The organism is Pseudoalteromonas sp. NZS11_1 (assembly GCF_015864275.1).
Classification (GTDB): Bacteria; Pseudomonadota; Gammaproteobacteria; order Enterobacterales; family Alteromonadaceae; genus Pseudoalteromonas; species Pseudoalteromonas arctica.
Genome location: NZ_JADYXK010000011.1, coordinates 19,622 through 39,583, shown reverse-complemented (window position 1 = coordinate 39,583; position 19,962 = coordinate 19,622). Strand labels below are relative to the sequence as shown.

Genomic DNA, 19,962 nt, shown 5'->3' with positions numbered 1-19,962 from the left:
TTATTCAATGGCTAAGTAGTTTAAAAGGTTAAGCCGCTAATTGCTAGGGCCTGTTGACCTTTCAGGATTAAAATTTGTTCTAACTAGGGACGATTTAATCGTGGCGCGAGGTTTGTAACCTAGTGGGCTAAGTAAAAACCGAGCAACAAAGAGTTAATCGTCCCTAGGACGAACCTTTGGGCAGCGCGTGTTTGGTATTTATGCTGCGTTATCGCCTATTTATGGGGAATAACCACACTACATAGGCTCTGCCTTGCCTAAATACCAAATACACTGCTGCAAATTTAACCTCGAAAGATAAACAGGCCCTAGGTTATTAAACGCAAAAAAAGGGAGCACATCGCGTGCTCCCTTTAATTTTAACTGATATACCCAACAAAATAATTAATTGGTATACCTAACAAAATAATATGTTAGCCGGTATTACGCATACCTGCTGCAATACCTGTCATCGTGATCATTAATGCATTATCAATGTCACCTTCGTTGCGTTTTTCCTCTGAGCGAGCACGGCGTAAAAGCTCAACCTGTAGTAAGTTAAGTGGATCGGTGTACGGGTTACGTAAACTAATCGACTCCTTAATCCAAGGTTGTTCGGCTAGTAGGCTTTTTTGCGGGCTAAGTGATTGCACCAAGCTAATGGCTTCTTGAAGCTCTTTACGAAGTGTTACACCCAGTGGTTTGTACATATCTTCCACCAGCGCATTATCATAATGCTCACTCAACCAACAATCGGCTTTACTAAATACCATTTCTAGCATTTCTAGGCGCGATCTAAAGAACGGCCACTGTAAGCTCATTTCGTTTAGAGTTTCAGCGCCGTACTTATTAAGCGCAGCTTTTAAGCCTGTTAACGCACCTAGCCATGCAGGAAGCATTAAACGGTTTTGGCTCCACGCAAAAATCCATGGAATAGCACGCAGGCTTTCAACGCCGCCATTAGGATTACGTTTTGCAGGACGCGAGCCAAGCGGCAACTTAGACAGTTCAAGCTCAGGTGTTGCCATTCTAAAGTAAGGTACAAAGTTTTCATCATGGCGAACTACATTACGGTAGTGTTCACACGACTCCTCACTTATTAGCTTCATTACTTCGCGCCACTGCGGTTTTGGCTCCGGTGGCGGTAATAAGTTACTTTGCAGAACTGCGCCAGCGTAAATATTTAAGCTTTGCAGTGCTACATCGGGTAAACCAAATTTAAAGCGAATCATCTCGCCTTGCTCGGTTACACGCAAGCCACCTTTTAATGAGCCAGGCGGTTGTGAATGCAGCGCTTGTGCAGCGGGTGCACCACCACGTCCTACTGTACCACCACGTCCGTGGAATAAAACAAGCTCAATACCACGTGCATCAGCAAGCTGTACTAGCTTATCCATTGCTTCGTACTGCGCCCAACCTGCTGCCATCATGCCAGCATCTTTAGCTGAATCAGAGTAACCAATCATTACGTTTTGGGTGTTTTTAATGTGCCCGCGATACCAAACATTATCAAGCAATGTGGTAATTACATCACTGCCTGCGTTTAAATCGTCGAGTGTTTCAAACAACGGTGCCACTGGTAAATCAAAGCTACAGCCGCTTTCTTTTAGCAATAGTTGTACTGCTAAAATGTCTGACGCTGTTCGCGCCATCGAAATAATATACAAACCAAATGTTGCTTCGTCTTGCTTGGCAATTACATCAAAGGTATCAAGTACTTCTTGTACATCAGGGCTTGGTTGCCAATGCTTTGGAATAAGCGGTCTGCGTGAGTTAAGCTCTGCAAGTAAAAATGCTTGTTTGTCTTGCTCTTGCCATTGGTTGTAGTCGCCTAAACCTAAGTAACGCGTCAGTTCTGAAAACACATCGCCGTGGCGAGACGAATCTTGGCGCACATCAAGTTTAGCTAAACGCAAACCAAAGCTATTTATACGGTGCAGTAAATCAAGTAATAAGCCATCCGCAACTACTTTCATATTACACTTTAATAACGAGCGATAGCACACTTCAACTGGGTGTTTAAGCTGATTAATATTAGTAATTAAGTCTTGTGAATCGCTGCGCTTATTTTTAATTTTAGCACCTAAGTGCGCCACTGTTTCTGCAACTTGGTTTTTAAGCTTTTTGATTACCGCTCTATATGGTTCAAACTCTTGCCCTGCAAGCTCAACAAGCTCATCACTGGCATCTGACATAGAGAGTTCAGCGCACAACGTTTTTAAATCTTGAATGTATAAGTTAAGTGCCATCCAACGACCATGATCAAGCACTTCTTTTGTTACCTGCGAGGTTACAAACGGATTACCATCACGGTCTCCACCCATCCACGATGTAAACTCAATTGGGCTGTAATCTATTGGTAACTCTAAGCTCAACTGGTCTTTAACATTCGCTGAAAATTCACGTAAAAAGCGCGGAACCGCATGCCAAAGGCTATTTTCTATTACTGCATAGCCCCATTTGGCTTCATCAACTGGTGTTGGGCGAGAGCGACGAATATCGTCGGTATGCCAAGCTTGGCTAATCAGCTGTTCAATACGATTTAAAATATTGTCCCGCTCTTGCACTAAGTTATCTTTTCGCTCTAATGACGCTAAGCAATCACTTAGTTCAACGTGTTTATTAATAATAGTACGGCGCGTAACCTCGGTTGGGTGAGCGGTCAATACTAAGTTTATGTGGAGTTTTGAGAGTGTTTCGGCCAAATGATTACTGTCTAACTGGCCTTGTTCTGCTTTTGTAGCTAACGTTTTTAATGTTTGAGTGAGAGGGTTTTGTTGACCAAGGCCAACGTCATTAAAACGCGAAACGGTATGAAATTGCTCTGCTACATTAGCAAGGTTTAAAAAATGATTAAATGAACGGGCAACCGGTAAAAGCTCTTCATCACTAAGCGCATGTAAAACATCTATTAGCGCTTGTCTGTCGTCTTCGTTACCACTGCGAGATGATTTTGATAAAGCACGAATTTCTTCCACTTTATCTAAAATCGCTTGACCTTGGGCATCTTTGATTGTTTGTCCTAGTAGTTGCCCTAGTAAATTTACATTACCTCGCAAGGCGGCGTATTGTTCACTCATTTATCAGTCTCCATTTTTTCGTAGGACACTATTAATATCATTATGAAGAGATATTTAATAGATCCATTTGCAATGTCTTGTCGTAAAAAAATATATATAAAATAATCACAAAGCATTCACATGATCATTTTTTACGATGGTAACTGCCCTCTTTGTAGCACCGAGATGCAGCAACTAAAACACGCTGATAACAAAAACTTAATTACGCTTGAAGATCTTAACGCGAGCGACTTCAGTGAGCGCTACCCGTATATTGATAAAGACAAAGCAATGAACTACCTTCAAGCTCAAAAGCAATCAGGTGAAATGATTTATGGGCTTGATGTAACTTACGAAGCATGGAAAATAGTGGGTAAACACAGCTGGTTGAAAATTTTTCGCTTGCCAATAATTCGCTTTTTCGCTGACTGCGGATACCTATTATTTGCTAAGTATCGGCACCCCATCAGTCGCTTTTTAATGCCAAATACTCAGTGCAGTAATGGCCAATGTGGACTAAAAGCAAAAGGTGATAAATGAAAACTATTGTTTTATTCGGCGCAAGCAGTGCCATAGCAAATGCATATATAGAACATCTACAAATAAACACGCCTACTCATCAGATCGTTTGCATTAGTTCAAAAAGTATTGAGTCTGGCTCAAGTGTTGTCCACCTGCATACTGACTACACAAAAAAAAGTTTAGCGCGCGTTACTAATTACCTAAAAGAGCAAAATGCCGATATACAACAAGTTATTATATTCAATGGTACACTGCACAACGAAACCCATATGCCTGAAAAAAAGCTGGAGGATTTAGACGCTGAGTATTTTAGCCAACTTCTAAATTCAAACGCCCTAACTCCCCTACTTTGCTTACAGAGCGTATTGCCGCTGTTAACCCACAAAACGCAGTGTACTATTACAGCACTCAGTGCGCGCGTAGGCAGCATAAACGACAATAAATTAGGCGGTTGGTATACTTACCGCGCATCTAAAGCGGCGCTTAACATGCTATTTAAAACCGCTGCCATAGAGCTTGCTCGTCGTGCTAAAAATACCAAACTCATTTTGTTTCACCCTGGCACTACCGATACAGCACTTTCAAAGCCCTTTCAAAAAAATGTAGCTGAAGGCAAATTATTTACGCCTGAATTTGTAGCCAAGCAACTATTTGAATTAACAAACAATAACCCTGATTTAAAACTAAACGGTGAGCCTACTTATCTAGACTGGCAAGGCTCAACCATACCGTGGTAAGGATTTTTAATGCATTTTACTAAAGCGCGTATAGACGCACTTGAAAAACATACCCGTACACATTTAATTAATTCTCTTTCGGGTTTTAAAAGCGCTAATTTAATTGGCACGCAAGACTTACTCGGCAATACCAACTTGTCGATTGTAAGCTCGGTTATTCACCTTGGCGCTAACCCACCTTTAGTCGCCATGATTATGCGCCCTCATAGTGTGCCGCGTCATACATTTGAAAACATTTTACAAACGGGCACTTACACCATTAACCAAGTAAATAAGTCAATTTACAAACAAGCTCATCAAACTTCAGCTCGTTACGATAAAGACGAGTCTGAGTTTGATGCTACAGGGTTAACGCCTGAATACTTAAACGACTTTGCAGCGCCTTTTGTAAAAGAAAGCCGCTTAAAGTACTCGGTTAAATTTGTAGAAAACCAACATTTAGCCATCAATGGGACTGAGCTCGTTATTGGCGAAATTATGGATGTTTTTGTTGATAAAGCCGCGCTGCAAAGCGATGGTTTCCTAGATTTACAAGCAATAGAAACAGTCGCAGTAACCGGGCTTGATAGCTACCACACAAGTAATAAACTCACGCGTTTACCTTACGCTAAAAAATAATATGACCTTTTAAGAGGCTATAAACTATTAGCCTCTTATCGCATAACATTGAATTTTACCTTGGTATTAATCACACTAGCTAAAAATCCAAGGAGAAAAACATGACTACCATCGGTATTGGTACACAATCGAGCGAACAAGCGTTGGCAAGCCTAAGTAATATGACGCAAACGCTAACCCCTATTGCAGCTGACGAACATTTAGAGCGCATAGCCAAAGCGCAAGCTTATATGCTTGCAAACAACATAGATGCAATTTATTTAAACGCTGGCACCAACCTAACCTACTTTACAGGTATGAAATGGTACGCGAGCGAGCGTATGGTTGGCGCAATACTACCGGCCCTTGGTGAAGTACAATACATTGCGCCTTATTTCGAAATTGGTTCACTAAACGGGTTTAAAGTAATAGAGGGGCCTATTCATGGGTGGCAAGAGCACGAAAATCCTTATGCACTTTTTGTTGAAGTACTAAAAAAACTAAACATTAATGAAAACGCAACCATTGGCATTGATGAAAGCGCGCAGTTTTTTATATTCGACGGCATTAATAAAGCGCAAACGGGTTTAACACTCATAAACGCACAACCTGTAACGGCGCATTGCCGTATGCATAAATCAATTCACGAGCTTAGCTTAATGCAGCGCGCGATGGATATGACCTTAGCCGTACATCAAGCCACAGCAAGCATGCTTTATGAGGGAATAACCACCACCGAAGTAGAAGCCTTTATTAAGCAAGCACATCAAAAAGTAGGCGCGCCAGGTAACTATTTTTGTATTGTTTTATTTGGTATTGCAACGTCTTTTCCGCACGGTGTTAAAGACGCCCAAGTACTTAAAAAAGGCGATATGGTATTAATTGATACCGGCTGTAAAGTACACGATTACCTATCTGATATTACCCGTACCTATGTATTTGGCGAACCAACAATGCGCCAACGCATGTTTTGGGATCATGAAAAAGCAGCGCAAATGGCGGCATTTAATGCAGCTAAAATCGGTGCTACGTGCGAAGACGTAGACGCTGGCGCACGTACTTATTTAGCGGCGCAAGGGCTAGGTCCGCAGTACCAAACACCGGGTTGCCCGCATCGAACGGGCCACGGCATTGGGCTAGACATTCATGAATGGCCATACTTAGTTGGCGGTGATAAAACCCCACTTGCCCCAGGCATGTGCTTTAGTAACGAGCCAATGTTAGTTATACCTGATGAATTTGGCGTACGTTTAGAAGATCATTTTTACATGACCGACAACGGCCCTCATTGGTTTACACAACCAAGTTATAGTATTGACGACCCATTTGGGCTTAACGCTTAAAACTGAATTCCTTCAAGAGCAGCTGTTTAGTTGCTCTTTTTAGTTTGGTATTGATAAAGTGCAGTTCATCCCAATATCCCCTGTTATACCAAAGCAATCCTCAAAAGGATAAATATGAAAAACTTTAAAATTGATATCGTTTCAGACGTAATGTGCCCTTGGTGTGTAGTGGGTTATAAAAACCTAGAAACTGCACTAGAGCAACTTAAAGACGAAATGAGCGCAGATATTACGTGGCATCCTTTTGAACTAAATCCAGATATGCCAATTGAAGGTCAAGACTTAAACGAACACTTAATGCAAAAGTACAACCTAAGTGAAGAACAAGGCGACGAAAATCGTAAAAACATGTTCGAAGCCGGTCAGCGTGCTGGGTTTACCTTTAATTTTGATGGCAAACGCATCATGATCAACAGCTTTGATTTGCATCGTTTATTAATGTGGGCACGTGAAGAAGGTAAGCAAACCGAGTTAAAACTCGCCTTTTTTGAAGCGCACTTCACAGATTTAAAATACTTAAATCAAGAAGAAGCGTTGCTCGACGTTGTTGAAAAAGTGGGTCTTGATAAAGAAACTGCGCGCGGTATTCTACATTCAGACAAATACGTACAAGACGTACGCCAAGAGCAAGACAACTTTAAACAGATGGGTATTACGTCAGTACCTACATTTATCATAAACGATAAATATGCACTCACTGGCGGACAACCAAGCGACTCATTCATTCAAGCACTTAAACAAATTAGTGAAGAAGAAGCCAAGCAAGACGCTTAATATACAAATAAAGTTTAAAATTAAGAAAGGCTGCACATTGCAGCCTTTCTTGTATATTTATCAGTTCAAAAATAATACAAAGTTGTTATTTACCTTAGATCTCTTTTGGTGTCATTATAGAAACTACATTTAACAAATCGATAACAATACCTATAAAGGGATTTATAATGAAATATATAATTACAACATTAACTTCACTGTTTCTTTTAACCGCATGTTCGACAACACCTCTACCTGATAACCCTAACTCTACGCTAATAATGCCCAGCCCTCCAGAGTATCCAATTAAAAGTGTCCGTGAAAAAATTGAAGGTAGTGTGACAATGTCTTTTGATGTAAATGCATCTGGTAAGCCAGTTAATATTAAAGTGATTAAAGCTGAGCCTGTGAAAATTTTTGATAAAGCAGCGATTCGCTCTCTTTCTAAATGGCGTTACGCACCTAAAGTAGTTAATGGTATTGCGGTAGTTGATGAGAATTTAGAAATGACTATAGATTTTAATTTAGCAAAATAATAACTAACTAAAACAGGCTGCACATTGCAGCCTTTTTCTATATAGCGAAGGTTACTTCTTACTTAAAAGTAAACTAAGTACGATAAAGCACTTTAATAACATGCCAGCCGAATTTTGTTTTAACTAGGTGGGGTTCTAAAATTGCACCTTTAAATGCAATTTTGTCAAACTGTGGGACCATTTGCCCGCGTCCAAATTCACCTAAATCCCCGCCTTTTTTACCCGATGGGCATGATGAATACTTTTTAGCTAAGGTTTGAAACTTTGCACCTTTACCCAATTGCTTAATAATATCTTCTGCAATTTCTTTGTGCTTAACCAAAATGTGAAGTGCATGTGCTGTGTTTCCCATGAAAAAAGCCTTTTATACCGTTAGCTAAAATTAAACGCGGCGATTTTAGCACAGCCACCTAAACCTAGCATCTACTTATAGCTAACCAATCTAATAATTGGCAACACTTAATAGTACACTTTAATTCACGAAACCTGATATTTGATCTAAGCAGCTGTATTCAGGGTCCGAGAGTGGGCTTAACCTAGTTACTTTTCTAATTCGTGGTGCTTTACTTTTTTCATGGCTGGAAATTACGCCCTCCACTAAAAGCATTCTATTGCTACAACGCTTAACAAACCCCTCAGTTACATCACCGTAAAATGGGAATACTAAGTATTGCTTTGACATTTTTTCTAGAGCTGCACGATCTTCATAAAAACTAAGGTGCCCATAATGTCCAACTAAGCACACTTTAGTTCCAACCAAATCATTTTGATTCTTAAACAGTTGACCCCATGATACTTTTTTACATTCTATATTTTCCTGTAAGGGAAATGCTTTTACAGAAAAGAGCACAACTATTAAAATTAACAATCTAGACATAGATATAAATTTTTTCATATTTGGATTCTATTAACTTTCCGGGAGGATTGCTCTATAACGCATCCGCACACTTTAAACTATGAGGCCAAAACATCTTATAACCTATTAATTTGTATAAATTAAAACCTCAAGATTAGCAGTAATCAACCAAAGGCAAGAAGAAAAACCTAACCCAATTAGTTTTCTGCTTCTGCTAAGAGCCTTTTTAAAATCAGTTTTTTAATAACGTTCTTAAATTCACAGCTGAGAAAAATACCATAGCTATACACACAAACAACAAAAGATAAATACCGTAGCCTACACCAACCATTAGGTAGGATTTACTAGGCTCCTGAGGGTTATAAAAAAACATTAACTTTATCCCTCGTTTGATATTTGTTAATTTGTAAATCTCGCTCCGCTCTATCAAGCATAGAGTTGACGTTTGATACTCGATTTCCAAAAAATAGCTTTTCATCAACCATATAAGAGTATTCAACCTCTATAATATAGCGCTCTTGGTTATGTTGTATACGTAGTCCATTACTAGAAATAACAGTACCCTCAACCATAGGCCAACTTTTCGTAGTCAGACCTTCTGAAACAACGGGTACTAAATAAGCACTCCAAGCGAGTGAAGTTAAAAGCATTACAACAAAAAAAACTCTACTTTTATTAAACATATCAACACCTGATTTTTTGGGACTGCGCAATATATTTGTTTATGGAGACAATAATTCAATACGATAGTAAATTTCTTTACCTGCGATCAATTATAAGTAATGTTTTGCGTCCTCTGGGTTTGGTACTCTGCAATACTGATATTTTCCAAATAAGGTATAGCGGTTTAAAGCAACCCTATCGTATAACCAATTATTAAACCTATTTGGCAAAATACTAAATACAGTTGCTAGTTTGTATGGGTAACCTAGCTGCTTAACAACGTTAAAAAAAGCATGGCTTTGCGTATACGCTTTACCGTTTTCTAGGTAAACCATTGAGGCATATTCAATTGTTGAAAAACCAAAGTGTGTTAACAACAGTTCCCCTTTTGGAGATTGCACGCTGCATAATCTAAAAATAGTATTTTTATCGTGAGCAATAATAAAGTTACACCACGCGCTGCAAAGCTTACATTGCGCATCAAATAATATAATTTTTTGATTTTGCATTATTGTCACTGCATCATCGCTCATAACACTTTCCTTAAATTAAGTACTAAATTACTGCTGCACCGGCTTTTTTTGTAACTTGCGCTGCAAAGTACGTCTGTGCATATTAAGTTGCCTTGCGGTAACCGACACATTGCCATTATTACTGTGTAATACTTGTTGAATATGCTCCCACTCTAAACGCTCTGGCGACATAACCGCATCATCAATAACACTCGATGCCGATGCCACAGGCTCGGTGTTAAGCGCTTTTAATAATGTTGCCATATCAACCGGTTTAGTAAGGTAGTCGTTTGCGCCTAAACGCATTGCCTCTACTGCGGTTGCTATACTTGCAAACCCAGTTAGTAAAACAATATGAGCCTGAGTGAGCAAACTACGCAGCGGCTTTATGAGTACAAGTCCGTTATCGTCACCTAGTTTCATGTCTAATAAAATAAAGTCGGGCAATAGTTTACGCGCGGTAAGTAACGCATCACTTTGGTTATGCGCCACCTCGCAGATAAAGCCTTGTTTAGTTAAGCGCCTTGCCAGTGTGCTGGCTAAATTTATGTCGTCTTCAATTATAAGTAACTTCATGAGGCGTTATTCTCAGTGTTTGCAATAGCGAGTTTAACTTTGGCGACAGCGCCGCCATCTGCATGGTTAAACAAGGTAAGCGAGCCATTTAAACGCTCAAAAGTAACGTTTGATAAAAGCACAGCAAGCCCCATTCCTTGATCGCTTGGCATAAGTTGCCCGCCCAACTCTGCTAACTGAGATGACGAAAAGCCACAGCCAAAATCACGAATTAACAAGTAAACGCATTCGCTATGTAAGTTATCTTGCTGCCAACTCAGCTCTAATTGAGTTTGACCTTGTTTTTGATTAGCAAGCGCGGCGTTTTGCAATAAATTTAAAATAGCGGGCAATAACATCGCATCACTCAATAATGTTGCCGCAATTGGTGGCGTAATCCATTTAATTTGCTGATCAGGGTATTGCAATAAAAGTGTGTCTATAATTTGTGTTTGCAGTTGCTTTACCGTCACATGTTCTTGTGAATTTTTAAGGCGTAACTGCTCCGAGAGCTTTCTAAAGTCGTTAAGTTGCGTACTACACTGAGTAAGCGGCGCTTGCATGTGCTTAACAATAGGATTGTTTGGTTGATCCTCTAATAACTCTTCAAACAGTAACTGTAAATTTGCAATTGGGGTCGCTAGTTGATGGGTTATTTGTGCAGCGGCCCCATCAAGGGTAACAAGCTGTTCATTACGTAATTGTTTTTCACGCACGTTAGCAATAATACGCTCTCGCTCTTTAAGTGCCCTGCTCATTGCGCCAATCACTAATGCGATTACGCTAGCACTTAAAACAAAATTAACCCACATACCAATAAAGTGACCACTCATATTCATTTGATGCATGCTGTGATCGGGCATCTTAATCAGTAAAAAGCTATATGCGGCAATGGCTAATACCGCGATGTATGCCAATCCCTTTTCACGCAAAGTAACAGCAGCGATCATTATTGGGAGCAATAACAGTGATACAAATGCATTGGTTGCACCACCGCTTAGAGAGAGCAAAACCGTTAAAAATAATACATCAGCGGTTAACTGCATCAACATACCCAAAGGTTTAGCGCGGCTTACATTACGATAGGCAAACAGGCTAATAAGCTGAAACACAGCCTCAACGGCAATAACAATCAGTAATGGCAGTAATGCGATTTGATGTTCTAGTAAAAAATAAACGCTAAGCACCGCGATTAATTGCACCGCAATAGCGCCGCTTCGCAGCATTAATAGTCGACTAATGGTGGGGTCGGTACGCATTAACAAGAGGTGATTGCCCAATCAAATGTTTAATAAGGTTATTTTAACGGTTATATGATTTTTAATCATCATCCATCGAAATTGAAAACGGTGCACAAGGCGTTCCTTGGTGAAACACCATTTTCCATTGCCCGTTAGTTTGGCGCCAAAGCGACATACGCAATGAATAATTAAATTCACTGCGAGCAGAGCGCCTATAAGCTGCCTGATAACTAAGTTGCACTACGTCATCACTTAGCATTCGGCCCTTAAAATGCTGATTATAAAACTGTGGCACAACCTCGGTAGGTAAGCGGGTAAGTACTTGGTATTTATTAAATGTAGTGCCGTTGGCAGCAATTTCGATAAATTCATCATCGAGTAAAGCATCTAATGCGCGCTCAGATTGGCGAACTTCTGGGTCTAGTAACTGGCGCTCAGCGTCAATCAAATGATTAAACAACGACACTTTTATTTTGCTGCTCATAACCTTCCCTATTGTTTATAAACTTGCCCGGCTTTCATAACAAATTGCACGTTTTTAAGTACGTCGATATTTTTAAGCGGTGAGCCATTCACACTGATAATATCTGCTTGTTTACCAACACTCAAGTCGCCAATGAGTGCGCTTTGTCCCAGCAGTTTAGCTGCATGTATGGTTGCTGATTTAATAGCTTGGGCTTCGCTCATACCATTGTTTACCATTAAACTAAATTCGTTAGCATTGAGCCCATGACGCGACACCCCAGAGTCTGTTCCAAAAGCTATATTAACCTTGTTTTTCAGTGCAAGTTTAAACGAAGCCTGCATTTTTGGAGTCACTTCACGCACTTTGTCGGCTATTGCCGGTGGCATATTTAGGTTTGTAAGCACCTCTTCACTTACCGTTGCACCCGCTAAAAGCGTCGGTACTAAATAAGCTCCCGTTTTTTTAAATAACTTTATTGCCTCTTTATCTAAATAAGAGCCATGCTCAATAGAATCTACACCGGCTTTTAAGGCCGCTTTTATACCTTGTGTACCGTGTGCATGCGCTGTAACTTTACGCCCCAAGTGATGAGCAGTATCAACAATTGCAATCAGCTCTGCATCTGTAAGTTGTTGGTTAACACCAGCAGCGGTATTACTTAGTACTCCACCCGTGGCAGTAATTTTAATTACATCAGCTCCACTTTTAATTACCTCGCGTACCGCACGGCTACAATCATCCGCGCCATTACATATACCAATCCCGCCTGTAACCGCATCTGTAATATCTTTTCGATAACCGTGCATATCTGCGTGCCCACCGGTAGGCGATATTGTATTACCCGCTGCAAAAATGCGAGGGCCGTTAATATCATTTCGCTCAATAGCACGTTTTAGCGGAAATATAACTTTGTGATCGCTACCTAAATCTCGCACTGATGTAAAACCCGCATCGAGCGTACGTTGTAAATATTTAATTGAGCGCAAAGCATAATCGGCATCATATTCAGTTGCCCAGCGGTGAGGGTTTGCTTTAGCATCTCGCTCAAACGTAACGTGAACATGCATATCAATAAGACCAGGCATTACAAATTGATTTTTAAGATTTATAATATCGGCATCAGGTAGGTTAAGTTCTGCTTTTGTGAGGTAGCCGTTTTTAATGGCTGTTATTGTATTATCTGTTATGACTAACGTTTGCTCTGTTTTTACTTTTTGAGCCTCGGATGCAAGTAAACTGCCCGCATAAATAATTTTATGCTGTTGAGCAAAAGCCCCATTTGCTATTAATGCCAGCGTTATTGCAGTGAATGTTGTTATTAGTGTTGTTTTCATACTTGCTCCTTTTTTATACTAGCATTACCTTAAATAACCTGTAATTGCGAATATTTACGACACAAAGCATGCTATAAACTAGTCTTGAAAGCCGTTTTTTGGTATAACTCACCCATTAGTAATACATGTCAGACCACCTTAAGAGAACATACTATGCCTTACGCACATATCACTGGTTGGGGTAAATGCATTCCACCAGCAAGCATTAGCAACGATGAAATTAGTGAAATAGTTGATACCACCGACGAGTGGATAACCTCGCGTACAGGCATTAAATCTCGCCGAGTGAGCCATGTAAGTACCGCCGAGCTGGCAACCGTTGCAGCTAAGCATGCTATTGCGTGCGCAGGCGTTGATCCTAAAGATATTGATTTAGTAATATTAGCAACCTGTACACCTTCTACTGTTGTGGCAAATACCGCCTCACAAGTGCAAAAAAACATTGGTGCAACAGGCGCTGCCGCAATGGATACAAACGCGGCATGTTCGGGCTTTTTATATGCATTGCAAGCTGCTACAGCACAAATTCAAGCGGGTATGATCAAAAAAGCAGTGGTCATTGCCGCTGAGCGTATGACCTGGTACGTAAACTGGGCACGTCGCGATAGCGCTGTTTTATTTGGCGATGGCGCAGGTGCAGTAGTACTTGAAGCGGCAGATACGCCAGCTGGTTTACTAGCAACCAAAACTGGTTGTGACAGTGAAGACCGCGATATTTTACACATCACTAACTTTGGTAGTGATTTAAATAAATATGAGCCAATTGGTCCATCTGATTTATTATTTGAAGGTCGTGAAATTTTCAAACGTGCTGTTAAAGGCATGAGCGAAGCGTGCGACGATGTACTTAAACAAGCCGATTTGAGCCTTGATGACATTAATGTACTCGTTCCACACCAAGCTAACTTACGTATTATTCAGGCTATTCAGCATCGCTTAAAAGTACCTGACGAAAAAGTAATGGTTAACATTGGTGAGTATGGTAATACCTCTGCTGCTACGATTGCTATTGCGTTATGTGAAGCCGTTGAGCAAGGGTTAATTAAACCGCATTCAAACATTATGTCTGCTGCATTTGGTGCAGGCCTTACCTGGGCTGCAAGTTACATAAAATGGGGCGAACGCGTAACGCCTATTAGTGTAAGCGATGCCGCTTTACCGCCATGTAATAAAACCGGTTTAGAACTTGTAGCACCGGCCGTTAAAGCATGTAAAGAAGCGCAGCCCAGCTAACACAACATGTAATAAGTCACATATAAAACGCACTTAATTAAGTGCGTTTTTGCTTTTTAAGGAATTAAATTTGAAACTTTTAGGTATTCACCACGCTGCTATTATTTGTAGTGACTATGCACGCTCTAAACACTTTTATAGCAATGTACTTAAACTTAACGTTATTAATGAGCACTTTAGAGCTGATCGTAATTCATATAAGTTAGATTTAGCCATGCCCGATGGTAGCCAAATAGAGCTATTTTCGTTTGATGGATCGCCCGCAAGACCAAGCTATCCCGAAGCACAAGGCTTAAGACATTTAGCTTTTAAGGTAGCGGATGTACAGATTGCAAAAACGTATTTAGAGTCGTGCGATGTAAACGTTGAAGATATTAGAGTGGATGAAATAACCGGCAAAAAGTTTACCTTTTTTGCCGATCCAGATAACTTGCCACTTGAGCTTTATGAGGTTTAAAACTCATAAGCTCAAGTTCTTACTATTGAATCAAAAACTTACTTATTAAAACGATTTTGTAAGTAGTTAAACACTGCACGAATACCTAATGCTTCACCACCCGTTGGACGACCTGGTAATGCACGTAAGTTCCACGCCATTACATCAAAGTGTACCCACGGTGTTGTTGGCTCAACAAATTCTTTTAAGTAAAGCGCTGCAGTAATAGCACCACCAAACGGTGTACTTGCACAGTTTGCCATATCGGCTACATCACTTTTTAGTAAGTTTTTGTATTGCTCAAACAACGGAAGTTGCCAAACAGGATCATGTACACTTAAACCTGCATCAATAATACCGTTTGCTACATCGCGCTCTGTTGAGAAAAAGCCCGGAAGCTCCGTGCCCAGTGCAACACGACATGCACCCGTGAGGGTAGCAAAATCAATAATTAGCTCAGGATTATCGTTTTGTGCTTCGCTTAATGCATCACACAATACTAAGCGCCCTTCTGCGTCTGTATTATCAATTTCGACCATAATGCCTTTGCGTGTTTTAACAACATCGCCAGGGCGAAATGCATTGCGCGATACTGCATTTTCAACAGCGGGTACAAGCACTCGTAATCTAATTGGTAAGTTAGCTGCCATAATAAGCTGTGCTAGTGCAATTACGTGCGCCGCGCCGCCCATGTCTTTTTTCATGTTACGCATGCCAGAACTTGGTTTTAAATCAAGTCCACCTGAGTCAAAACATACGCCCTTACCTACTAGTGTAATTAATGGAGCATCTGTTGCGCCCCATTTTAAATCGAGTAAACGCGGTTTATTTTCGCTTGCACGACCCACCATGTGAATAGTCGGGTAGTTTTGCTCTAGTAGCTCATCGCCAATCCACTGTGAAAATTCGCCATTGTAAGTTGCAGCTAAATCTTCCATTACTTGCGATAAATGTTGCGGCATCATATCTACCGCTGGCGTATTAACTAAATCACGTGCAAGTGTAATGGCATCAGCTTGTTGCCTAATACGGTCAAACAACGCTTTATCGCTAATGGCTAATTGCGCTTTTGCTGTTGGTTTTTCTTTATATTCACTAAATTCGTAACCACCAAGCACAAACCCTAAAGCAACTTGCTCTACAAAAGCGCTCTCGCCTTGAATTTGATAAGTACCAGTAGGAAGTGTATTTGCTAAATTACCCGCAGCCCAAAAATCATCGCTACTTTGCATTAAACAAAATACCTGGCTTAACTCGCCCGTTTTAGCATCAGGGATTAAAGCAACACCTTGCTTTTCGAAACCTGTATTAGTTAACCAATTTTGTATAAATGCAGGCTGCTGTGCTTGCCAGTCAGATAATTCGTTTTTAAGAATAAAAGATAAAGGAATACCAGAAGATGTATGACGTAGTAATGCACTCATTAAAAAGCTCATATAATATAAAAATGGTACTTAAGAGCATATCAATAAGCGCACCTAAAAGGTATCGCTAATTTGAAGGGATTTTAGCTACTTTTTTAAGCTGTTTTTGGATTCTTGCTTTTGATTTTCTTGATCTATTTTAGCATCAAGTTCTTTAATAGATTTGTTTATATTAAACGAGCTTGGCAGTACATCAACTCCCACTAAACTCCCTAATTTAACAACTAAAGGAATTGTAAGCGGGGCAAAAGGTAATACAGCAAACACACCGAGCCCTAGCCCTTTTAGAATATCAACAAACTGTTCATTAGCGCGTTTTAACTCCTCTTTACTTGTTTGGCCTTGGGTATAGCGCCTATAAATAGAGAGCATTTCTTTGGTTTCTTGTTTTTCTTGCGCAAGTGCAATTTTAAGCGCCACCATAGCACGGCGAAAACGCAGCTGTTGGCGTTTCTTACTAATTTTAACTACCCGCCAAGGTGCACGGTGAATAACTTTATATAATCGCATAACTTTTATTTTCACACAGCAGCACGGGTTCACAAAGAATAATTTACTTACAACATCCTTTAACTTATCCTTTGCACCAAATTAGTATTAAATACATACAACAACACTGAATATGACAAACCAACTACCGCAAAAACCTGAAAAACCAAAATCTGATGAATGTTGTGGTGGTGGCAGTTGCTGCCCCTGCGTGTGGGATGAATATAAAGAGAAATTAGCAACTTGGCGATGCGCACAAAACATTGAAAACCCCACCAAAAAGAAACAAATAAATAACATTTAAATACTGATAACGCATTAATTTTCCTCTCAACAACCCTATTTGCACTTATTTAGTTCATTTTAGCTTTACTTTGCACCATTGTTGCATTTTTTCTTAAATTGAATCTTTTTGTTATCAAATGGTTAATTAGTAATTGCCCTTCCCGTTTTTTACCTATAGTCTGTAAATAGGACTTCACAAAAAGTAAGCTTAATTGATTAGGCTTTTGAGCTAAACCCTCAAACTTATGTGAAACAAAAAATTAAGTTAAAAATAAATGATGTGAAATTAGCATCAAAAATAAGAATTATTCTAACTGGGGAAAATTAGAATGAAATTAAAAAATAATGCGCTAAACCAAGCAATCAAATTTGCTTTAGCTACAACCACTGCAGGGTTGTTTTTTTCGGGTTCTGCTATTGCAGCAGACGAGCAACAACAAACTAAAGTAAACAAAAACGTAGAGAAAATTGCCGTAGTAGGTACGCGCTCAGCTCCACGTTCAATCGGTGACTCACCAGTGCCAATTGATATTATTGGTGGCGAAGAATTAGAAAGATCAGGCAATACCGACATGCTTGAGCTATTAAAAGGTGCAGTGCCATCTTTTAACGTACATCAAAATCCTATTAGCGATGCGGCCTCTCTTGTTCGCCCAGCTAACTTACGTGGTTTACCATCAGACAGCACATTGGTTCTTTTAAACGGCAAACGTCGTCATCGTGCTTCTGTAATTGCATTTTTAGGCGGTGGTATTAACGATGGCGCGCAAGGCGCAGATATTTCAGTTATTCCAAGCATTGCTATTAAACAAGTAGAAGTACTTCGTGATGGCGCAGCAGCACAGTATGGTTCTGATGCAATTGCCGGTGTAATGAACTTCCAGTTAAAAGACGCTTCAGAAGGCGGTAAATTAGAAATCCGCCATGGTCAATTTTATGAAGGTGATGGCGATACAACACAAGTGTCGGGTAACGTGGGTTTACCGTTTACCGACAATGGCTTTGCTAATTTAAGTTTTCAGTACAAAACAGCTGATGCAACAAGCCGCTCGGTTCAACGTGCCGATGCCGCAGCACTTTCAGCTGCCGGTGTTCCAGATGTATCTTCGCTCGCACAAGTATGGGGCGCACCAGAAGTTGATGACGATATTACAATTTTTGGTAACGTGGGTTTAGAGCTAACGAACGATTCTGAATTTTACATGTTTGGTAATTACTCTGAACGTGATGTACGTGGTGGCTTTTACTACCGTAACCCTCAAACGCGTTCTGGTGTTTATTCAAATGATGGTGGCGAAACTCTGCTTGTTGCAGATTTAACACCTGATATGAGCGCTAACTGTCCTACTATTGCAATAACAGATGGCAACGTACTAGATGATCCAGCTTACATAAATGGTGTAGCGAACAATCCAGATTGTTTTGCATTTAACGAATCGCTTCCAGGTGGTTTTACACCTAACTTTGGCGGCAACATTACTGATACTTCTTTAACTATCGGTACTAAAGGGCGATTCACTGGTGGTTTCTTAAAAGATACTTACTATGACTTAAGCGGTACTGTGGGTTTAAATGAATCACGTTACTTTATTTACGATACGGTTAATGCCTCTTTAGGTGCAGATACACCACGTGATTTCAGCCCAGGTAAATATGAGCAACTAGAGAAAAACTTTAACTTTGATTTATCAAAGGGTGTCGACTTTGGTTTAGCTTATGATGTAAACATTGCCGGTGGTTTTGAATGGCATGAAGAAACATTCACTATCATTTCTGGTGATGAAGAATCTTACACAGCAGGCCCTTTAACAGAACAAGGTTTTGGTATTGGCTCTAACGGCTTCCCTGGTTTTAAACCATCACAAGCAGGTGAGTTTTCTCGTCGTAACTATGCAGCATATGTTGATGTTGAAGCACCATTTACTGAAGATTTCTTAATGGGCGTAGCACTTCGATTTGAAGACTACGACAGCTTTGGTACTACAACTAACTACAAAGTAATGGCTCAATACCATTTAACTGAAGATTTAAATATTCGTGGCTCTGTAAGTAGCGGTTTCCGTGCACCTACAGTTGGTCAAGCTAACGTAAGTAACGTACAAACAAGCTTAGACAGCGGCGTATTACAAGACTCAGCGCTTCTTCCACCAACAAACCCAATTGCAGTGCAATTAGGTGGTACAGAGCTTGAGCCGGAAGAATCGCAAAGCTATACGCTTGGTGCTGTATACACAATCGGCGAGTTATTTTTAACGCTTGATTACTACAACATCCAGGTAGATGACCGTATTAGCCAATCAGATAAAATCAACTTAAGCCAAGCAGATAAAGATACACTTGCAGCGGCTGGAGTTCCTAATGTACAAGGTCTTGCTCAAGTAAGCTTTTTTACAAATGACTTTGATACAACAACACAAGGTATCGATTTAGTTGCAAACTATACTGCTGAACTAATGGGCGGAAGCTCTACGTTTAGCCTTGCTTATAACTGGAATGATACTGAAGTAACTCAATTTAGTGAGATTACAGGTGCGTTTAAAGTTAAGCGCTTAGAAGAAGACTTACCTAATCATCGTGCAACGTTCACATTGTCTCAACAGTGGGAATCAGTTTCTGCATTTGCTCGTGCAAACTACTACGGCGAATACCAAGGTGTTCACGTTGATTATGATGCAACAGCTAAAACAGCTGATGCTGCAGTCACTATTGATGCTGAAGTAACTTACTTCTTAAATGAATCAGTTAGCTTCTCTGTAGGCGCTCAAAACATATTTGACCAAGACGCTGAAAAGCTAGATTTTGCTGATAGAATTGATACGCCTAACAATAACTGGGGTGGTCAGTTCTACGAGACATCTCCGTTTGGTATTAACGGTGGCTTTTACTACGCTAAAGCAACATATACTTTCTAAACTATTTTCATGAAGAACCAAAGGCGAAAT

General features: G+C 40.2%; 21 protein-coding genes. 10 read left to right on the top strand and 11 right to left on the bottom strand.

Annotation, left to right across the window (positions count from 1 at the left end):
- Positions 1-413: 413 nt before the first annotated feature.
- Complete coding sequence (gene ppc / locus I6F44_RS09870; RefSeq protein ID WP_007582382.1) at positions 414-3,059, bottom strand: phosphoenolpyruvate carboxylase; 2,646 nt, start codon at positions 3,057-3,059, stop codon at positions 414-416.
- Positions 3,060-3,179: 120 nt separating this feature from the next.
- Here ppc and I6F44_RS09865 point away from each other — a divergent pair, with 120 nt between their 5' ends.
- The 6 genes from I6F44_RS09865 to I6F44_RS09840 all read left to right on the top strand — a co-directional run bounded on the left by I6F44_RS09865 (position 3,180) and on the right by I6F44_RS09840 (position 7,526).
- Positions 3,180-3,578 (top strand): thiol-disulfide oxidoreductase DCC family protein, encoded by a 399-nt coding sequence (locus I6F44_RS09865; protein ID WP_010553974.1) that lies wholly within the window; start codon positions 3,180-3,182, stop codon positions 3,576-3,578.
- Positions 3,575-4,297: an SDR family NAD(P)-dependent oxidoreductase gene (locus tag I6F44_RS09860; RefSeq protein ID WP_197173706.1), complete on the top strand. Its 723-nt coding sequence runs from the start codon at positions 3,575-3,577 to the stop codon at positions 4,295-4,297. Before I6F44_RS09865 ends, I6F44_RS09860 begins: the two co-directional genes overlap by 4 nt.
- Before the next feature lie 9 nt (positions 4,298-4,306).
- Positions 4,307-4,915, top strand: coding sequence for a flavin reductase family protein (locus tag I6F44_RS09855; protein ID WP_024605704.1), 609 nt, complete (start codon positions 4,307-4,309; stop codon positions 4,913-4,915).
- 101 nt (positions 4,916-5,016) lie between these two features.
- Positions 5,017-6,237 carry a M24 family metallopeptidase gene (locus I6F44_RS09850; protein ID WP_197173705.1) on the top strand — a complete coding sequence of 407 codons (1,221 nt, stop codon included), beginning with the start codon at positions 5,017-5,019 and terminating at the stop codon, positions 6,235-6,237.
- A gap of 114 nt (positions 6,238-6,351) precedes the next feature.
- The gene (locus I6F44_RS09845; protein ID WP_008134379.1) at positions 6,352-7,011 is read left to right on the top strand and encodes a DsbA family oxidoreductase; all 660 of its coding nucleotides are present in this window, start codon (positions 6,352-6,354) and stop codon (positions 7,009-7,011) included.
- Between the two features lie 167 nt (positions 7,012-7,178).
- Positions 7,179-7,526, top strand: a complete 348-nt coding sequence (locus I6F44_RS09840; protein WP_121953603.1) for an energy transducer TonB — start codon at positions 7,179-7,181, stop codon at positions 7,524-7,526.
- Positions 7,527-7,599: 73 nt separating this feature from the next.
- On the opposite strand, the gene I6F44_RS09835 is transcribed toward I6F44_RS09840, so the two are convergent.
- From I6F44_RS09835 to I6F44_RS09800, 8 genes are all read right to left on the bottom strand, one after another.
- The gene (locus tag I6F44_RS09835) at positions 7,600-7,878 is read right to left on the bottom strand and encodes a peptidylprolyl isomerase (RefSeq protein ID WP_197173704.1); all 279 of its coding nucleotides are present in this window, start codon (positions 7,876-7,878) and stop codon (positions 7,600-7,602) included.
- 120 nt (positions 7,879-7,998) lie between these two features.
- A complete protein-coding gene (locus I6F44_RS09830) occupies positions 7,999-8,421 on the bottom strand; it encodes a hypothetical protein (RefSeq protein ID WP_024607799.1) in 423 nt (140 codons plus the stop codon).
- Positions 8,422-8,741: 320 nt separating this feature from the next.
- Entirely contained in the window at positions 8,742-9,065 is a 324-nt protein-coding gene (locus I6F44_RS09825) for a DUF3592 domain-containing protein (protein WP_197173703.1), read from the bottom strand.
- A gap of 90 nt (positions 9,066-9,155) precedes the next feature.
- Positions 9,156-9,578 (bottom strand): thiol-disulfide oxidoreductase DCC family protein, encoded by a 423-nt coding sequence (locus I6F44_RS09820; RefSeq protein ID WP_024607801.1) that lies wholly within the window; start codon positions 9,576-9,578, stop codon positions 9,156-9,158.
- 27 nt (positions 9,579-9,605) lie between these two features.
- Positions 9,606-10,133 (bottom strand): response regulator transcription factor, encoded by a 528-nt coding sequence (locus I6F44_RS09815; RefSeq protein WP_165735898.1) that lies wholly within the window; start codon positions 10,131-10,133, stop codon positions 9,606-9,608.
- A complete protein-coding gene (locus tag I6F44_RS09810; protein ID WP_197173702.1) occupies positions 10,130-11,371 on the bottom strand; it encodes a sensor histidine kinase in 1,242 nt (413 codons plus the stop codon). The genes I6F44_RS09815 and I6F44_RS09810 overlap by 4 nt, the downstream gene beginning before the upstream one ends.
- A 61-nt stretch (positions 11,372-11,432) precedes the next feature.
- Entirely contained in the window at positions 11,433-11,837 is a 405-nt protein-coding gene (locus I6F44_RS09805) for a nuclear transport factor 2 family protein (protein ID WP_101216128.1), read from the bottom strand.
- A gap of 8 nt (positions 11,838-11,845) precedes the next feature.
- Positions 11,846-13,153, bottom strand: a complete 1,308-nt coding sequence (locus I6F44_RS09800; RefSeq protein ID WP_197173701.1) for a metal-dependent hydrolase family protein — start codon at positions 13,151-13,153, stop codon at positions 11,846-11,848.
- A gap of 153 nt (positions 13,154-13,306) precedes the next feature.
- Here I6F44_RS09800 and I6F44_RS09795 point away from each other — a divergent pair, with 153 nt between their 5' ends.
- Both I6F44_RS09795 and gloA2 read left to right on the top strand, forming a co-directional pair.
- Positions 13,307-14,386, top strand: a complete 1,080-nt coding sequence (locus I6F44_RS09795; RefSeq protein WP_197153068.1) for a ketoacyl-ACP synthase III — start codon at positions 13,307-13,309, stop codon at positions 14,384-14,386.
- A 70-nt stretch (positions 14,387-14,456) separates the two neighbouring features.
- On the top strand, positions 14,457-14,843 hold the full coding sequence (gene gloA2, locus I6F44_RS09790; RefSeq protein ID WP_039488460.1) for an SMU1112c/YaeR family gloxylase I-like metalloprotein: 387 nt from the start codon (positions 14,457-14,459) through the stop codon (positions 14,841-14,843).
- 38 nt (positions 14,844-14,881) lie between these two features.
- On the opposite strand, the gene I6F44_RS09785 is transcribed toward gloA2, so the two are convergent.
- Positions 14,882-16,246 carry a leucyl aminopeptidase family protein gene (locus I6F44_RS09785; protein WP_197173700.1) on the bottom strand — a complete coding sequence of 455 codons (1,365 nt, stop codon included), beginning with the start codon at positions 16,244-16,246 and terminating at the stop codon, positions 14,882-14,884.
- Between the two features lie 87 nt (positions 16,247-16,333).
- Positions 16,334-16,756: a hypothetical protein gene (locus tag I6F44_RS09780; protein ID WP_024600540.1), complete on the bottom strand. Its 423-nt coding sequence runs from the start codon at positions 16,754-16,756 to the stop codon at positions 16,334-16,336.
- A gap of 112 nt (positions 16,757-16,868) precedes the next feature.
- Here I6F44_RS09780 and I6F44_RS09775 point away from each other — a divergent pair, with 112 nt between their 5' ends.
- Both I6F44_RS09775 and I6F44_RS09770 read left to right on the top strand, forming a co-directional pair.
- Positions 16,869-17,039: an oxidoreductase-like domain-containing protein gene (locus tag I6F44_RS09775; protein ID WP_010553991.1), complete on the top strand. Its 171-nt coding sequence runs from the start codon at positions 16,869-16,871 to the stop codon at positions 17,037-17,039.
- A 310-nt stretch (positions 17,040-17,349) separates the two neighbouring features.
- On the top strand, positions 17,350-19,932 hold the full coding sequence (locus tag I6F44_RS09770; RefSeq protein WP_169045158.1) for a TonB-dependent receptor plug domain-containing protein: 2,583 nt from the start codon (positions 17,350-17,352) through the stop codon (positions 19,930-19,932).
- The last annotated feature ends 30 nt before the right edge of the window (positions 19,933-19,962 follow it).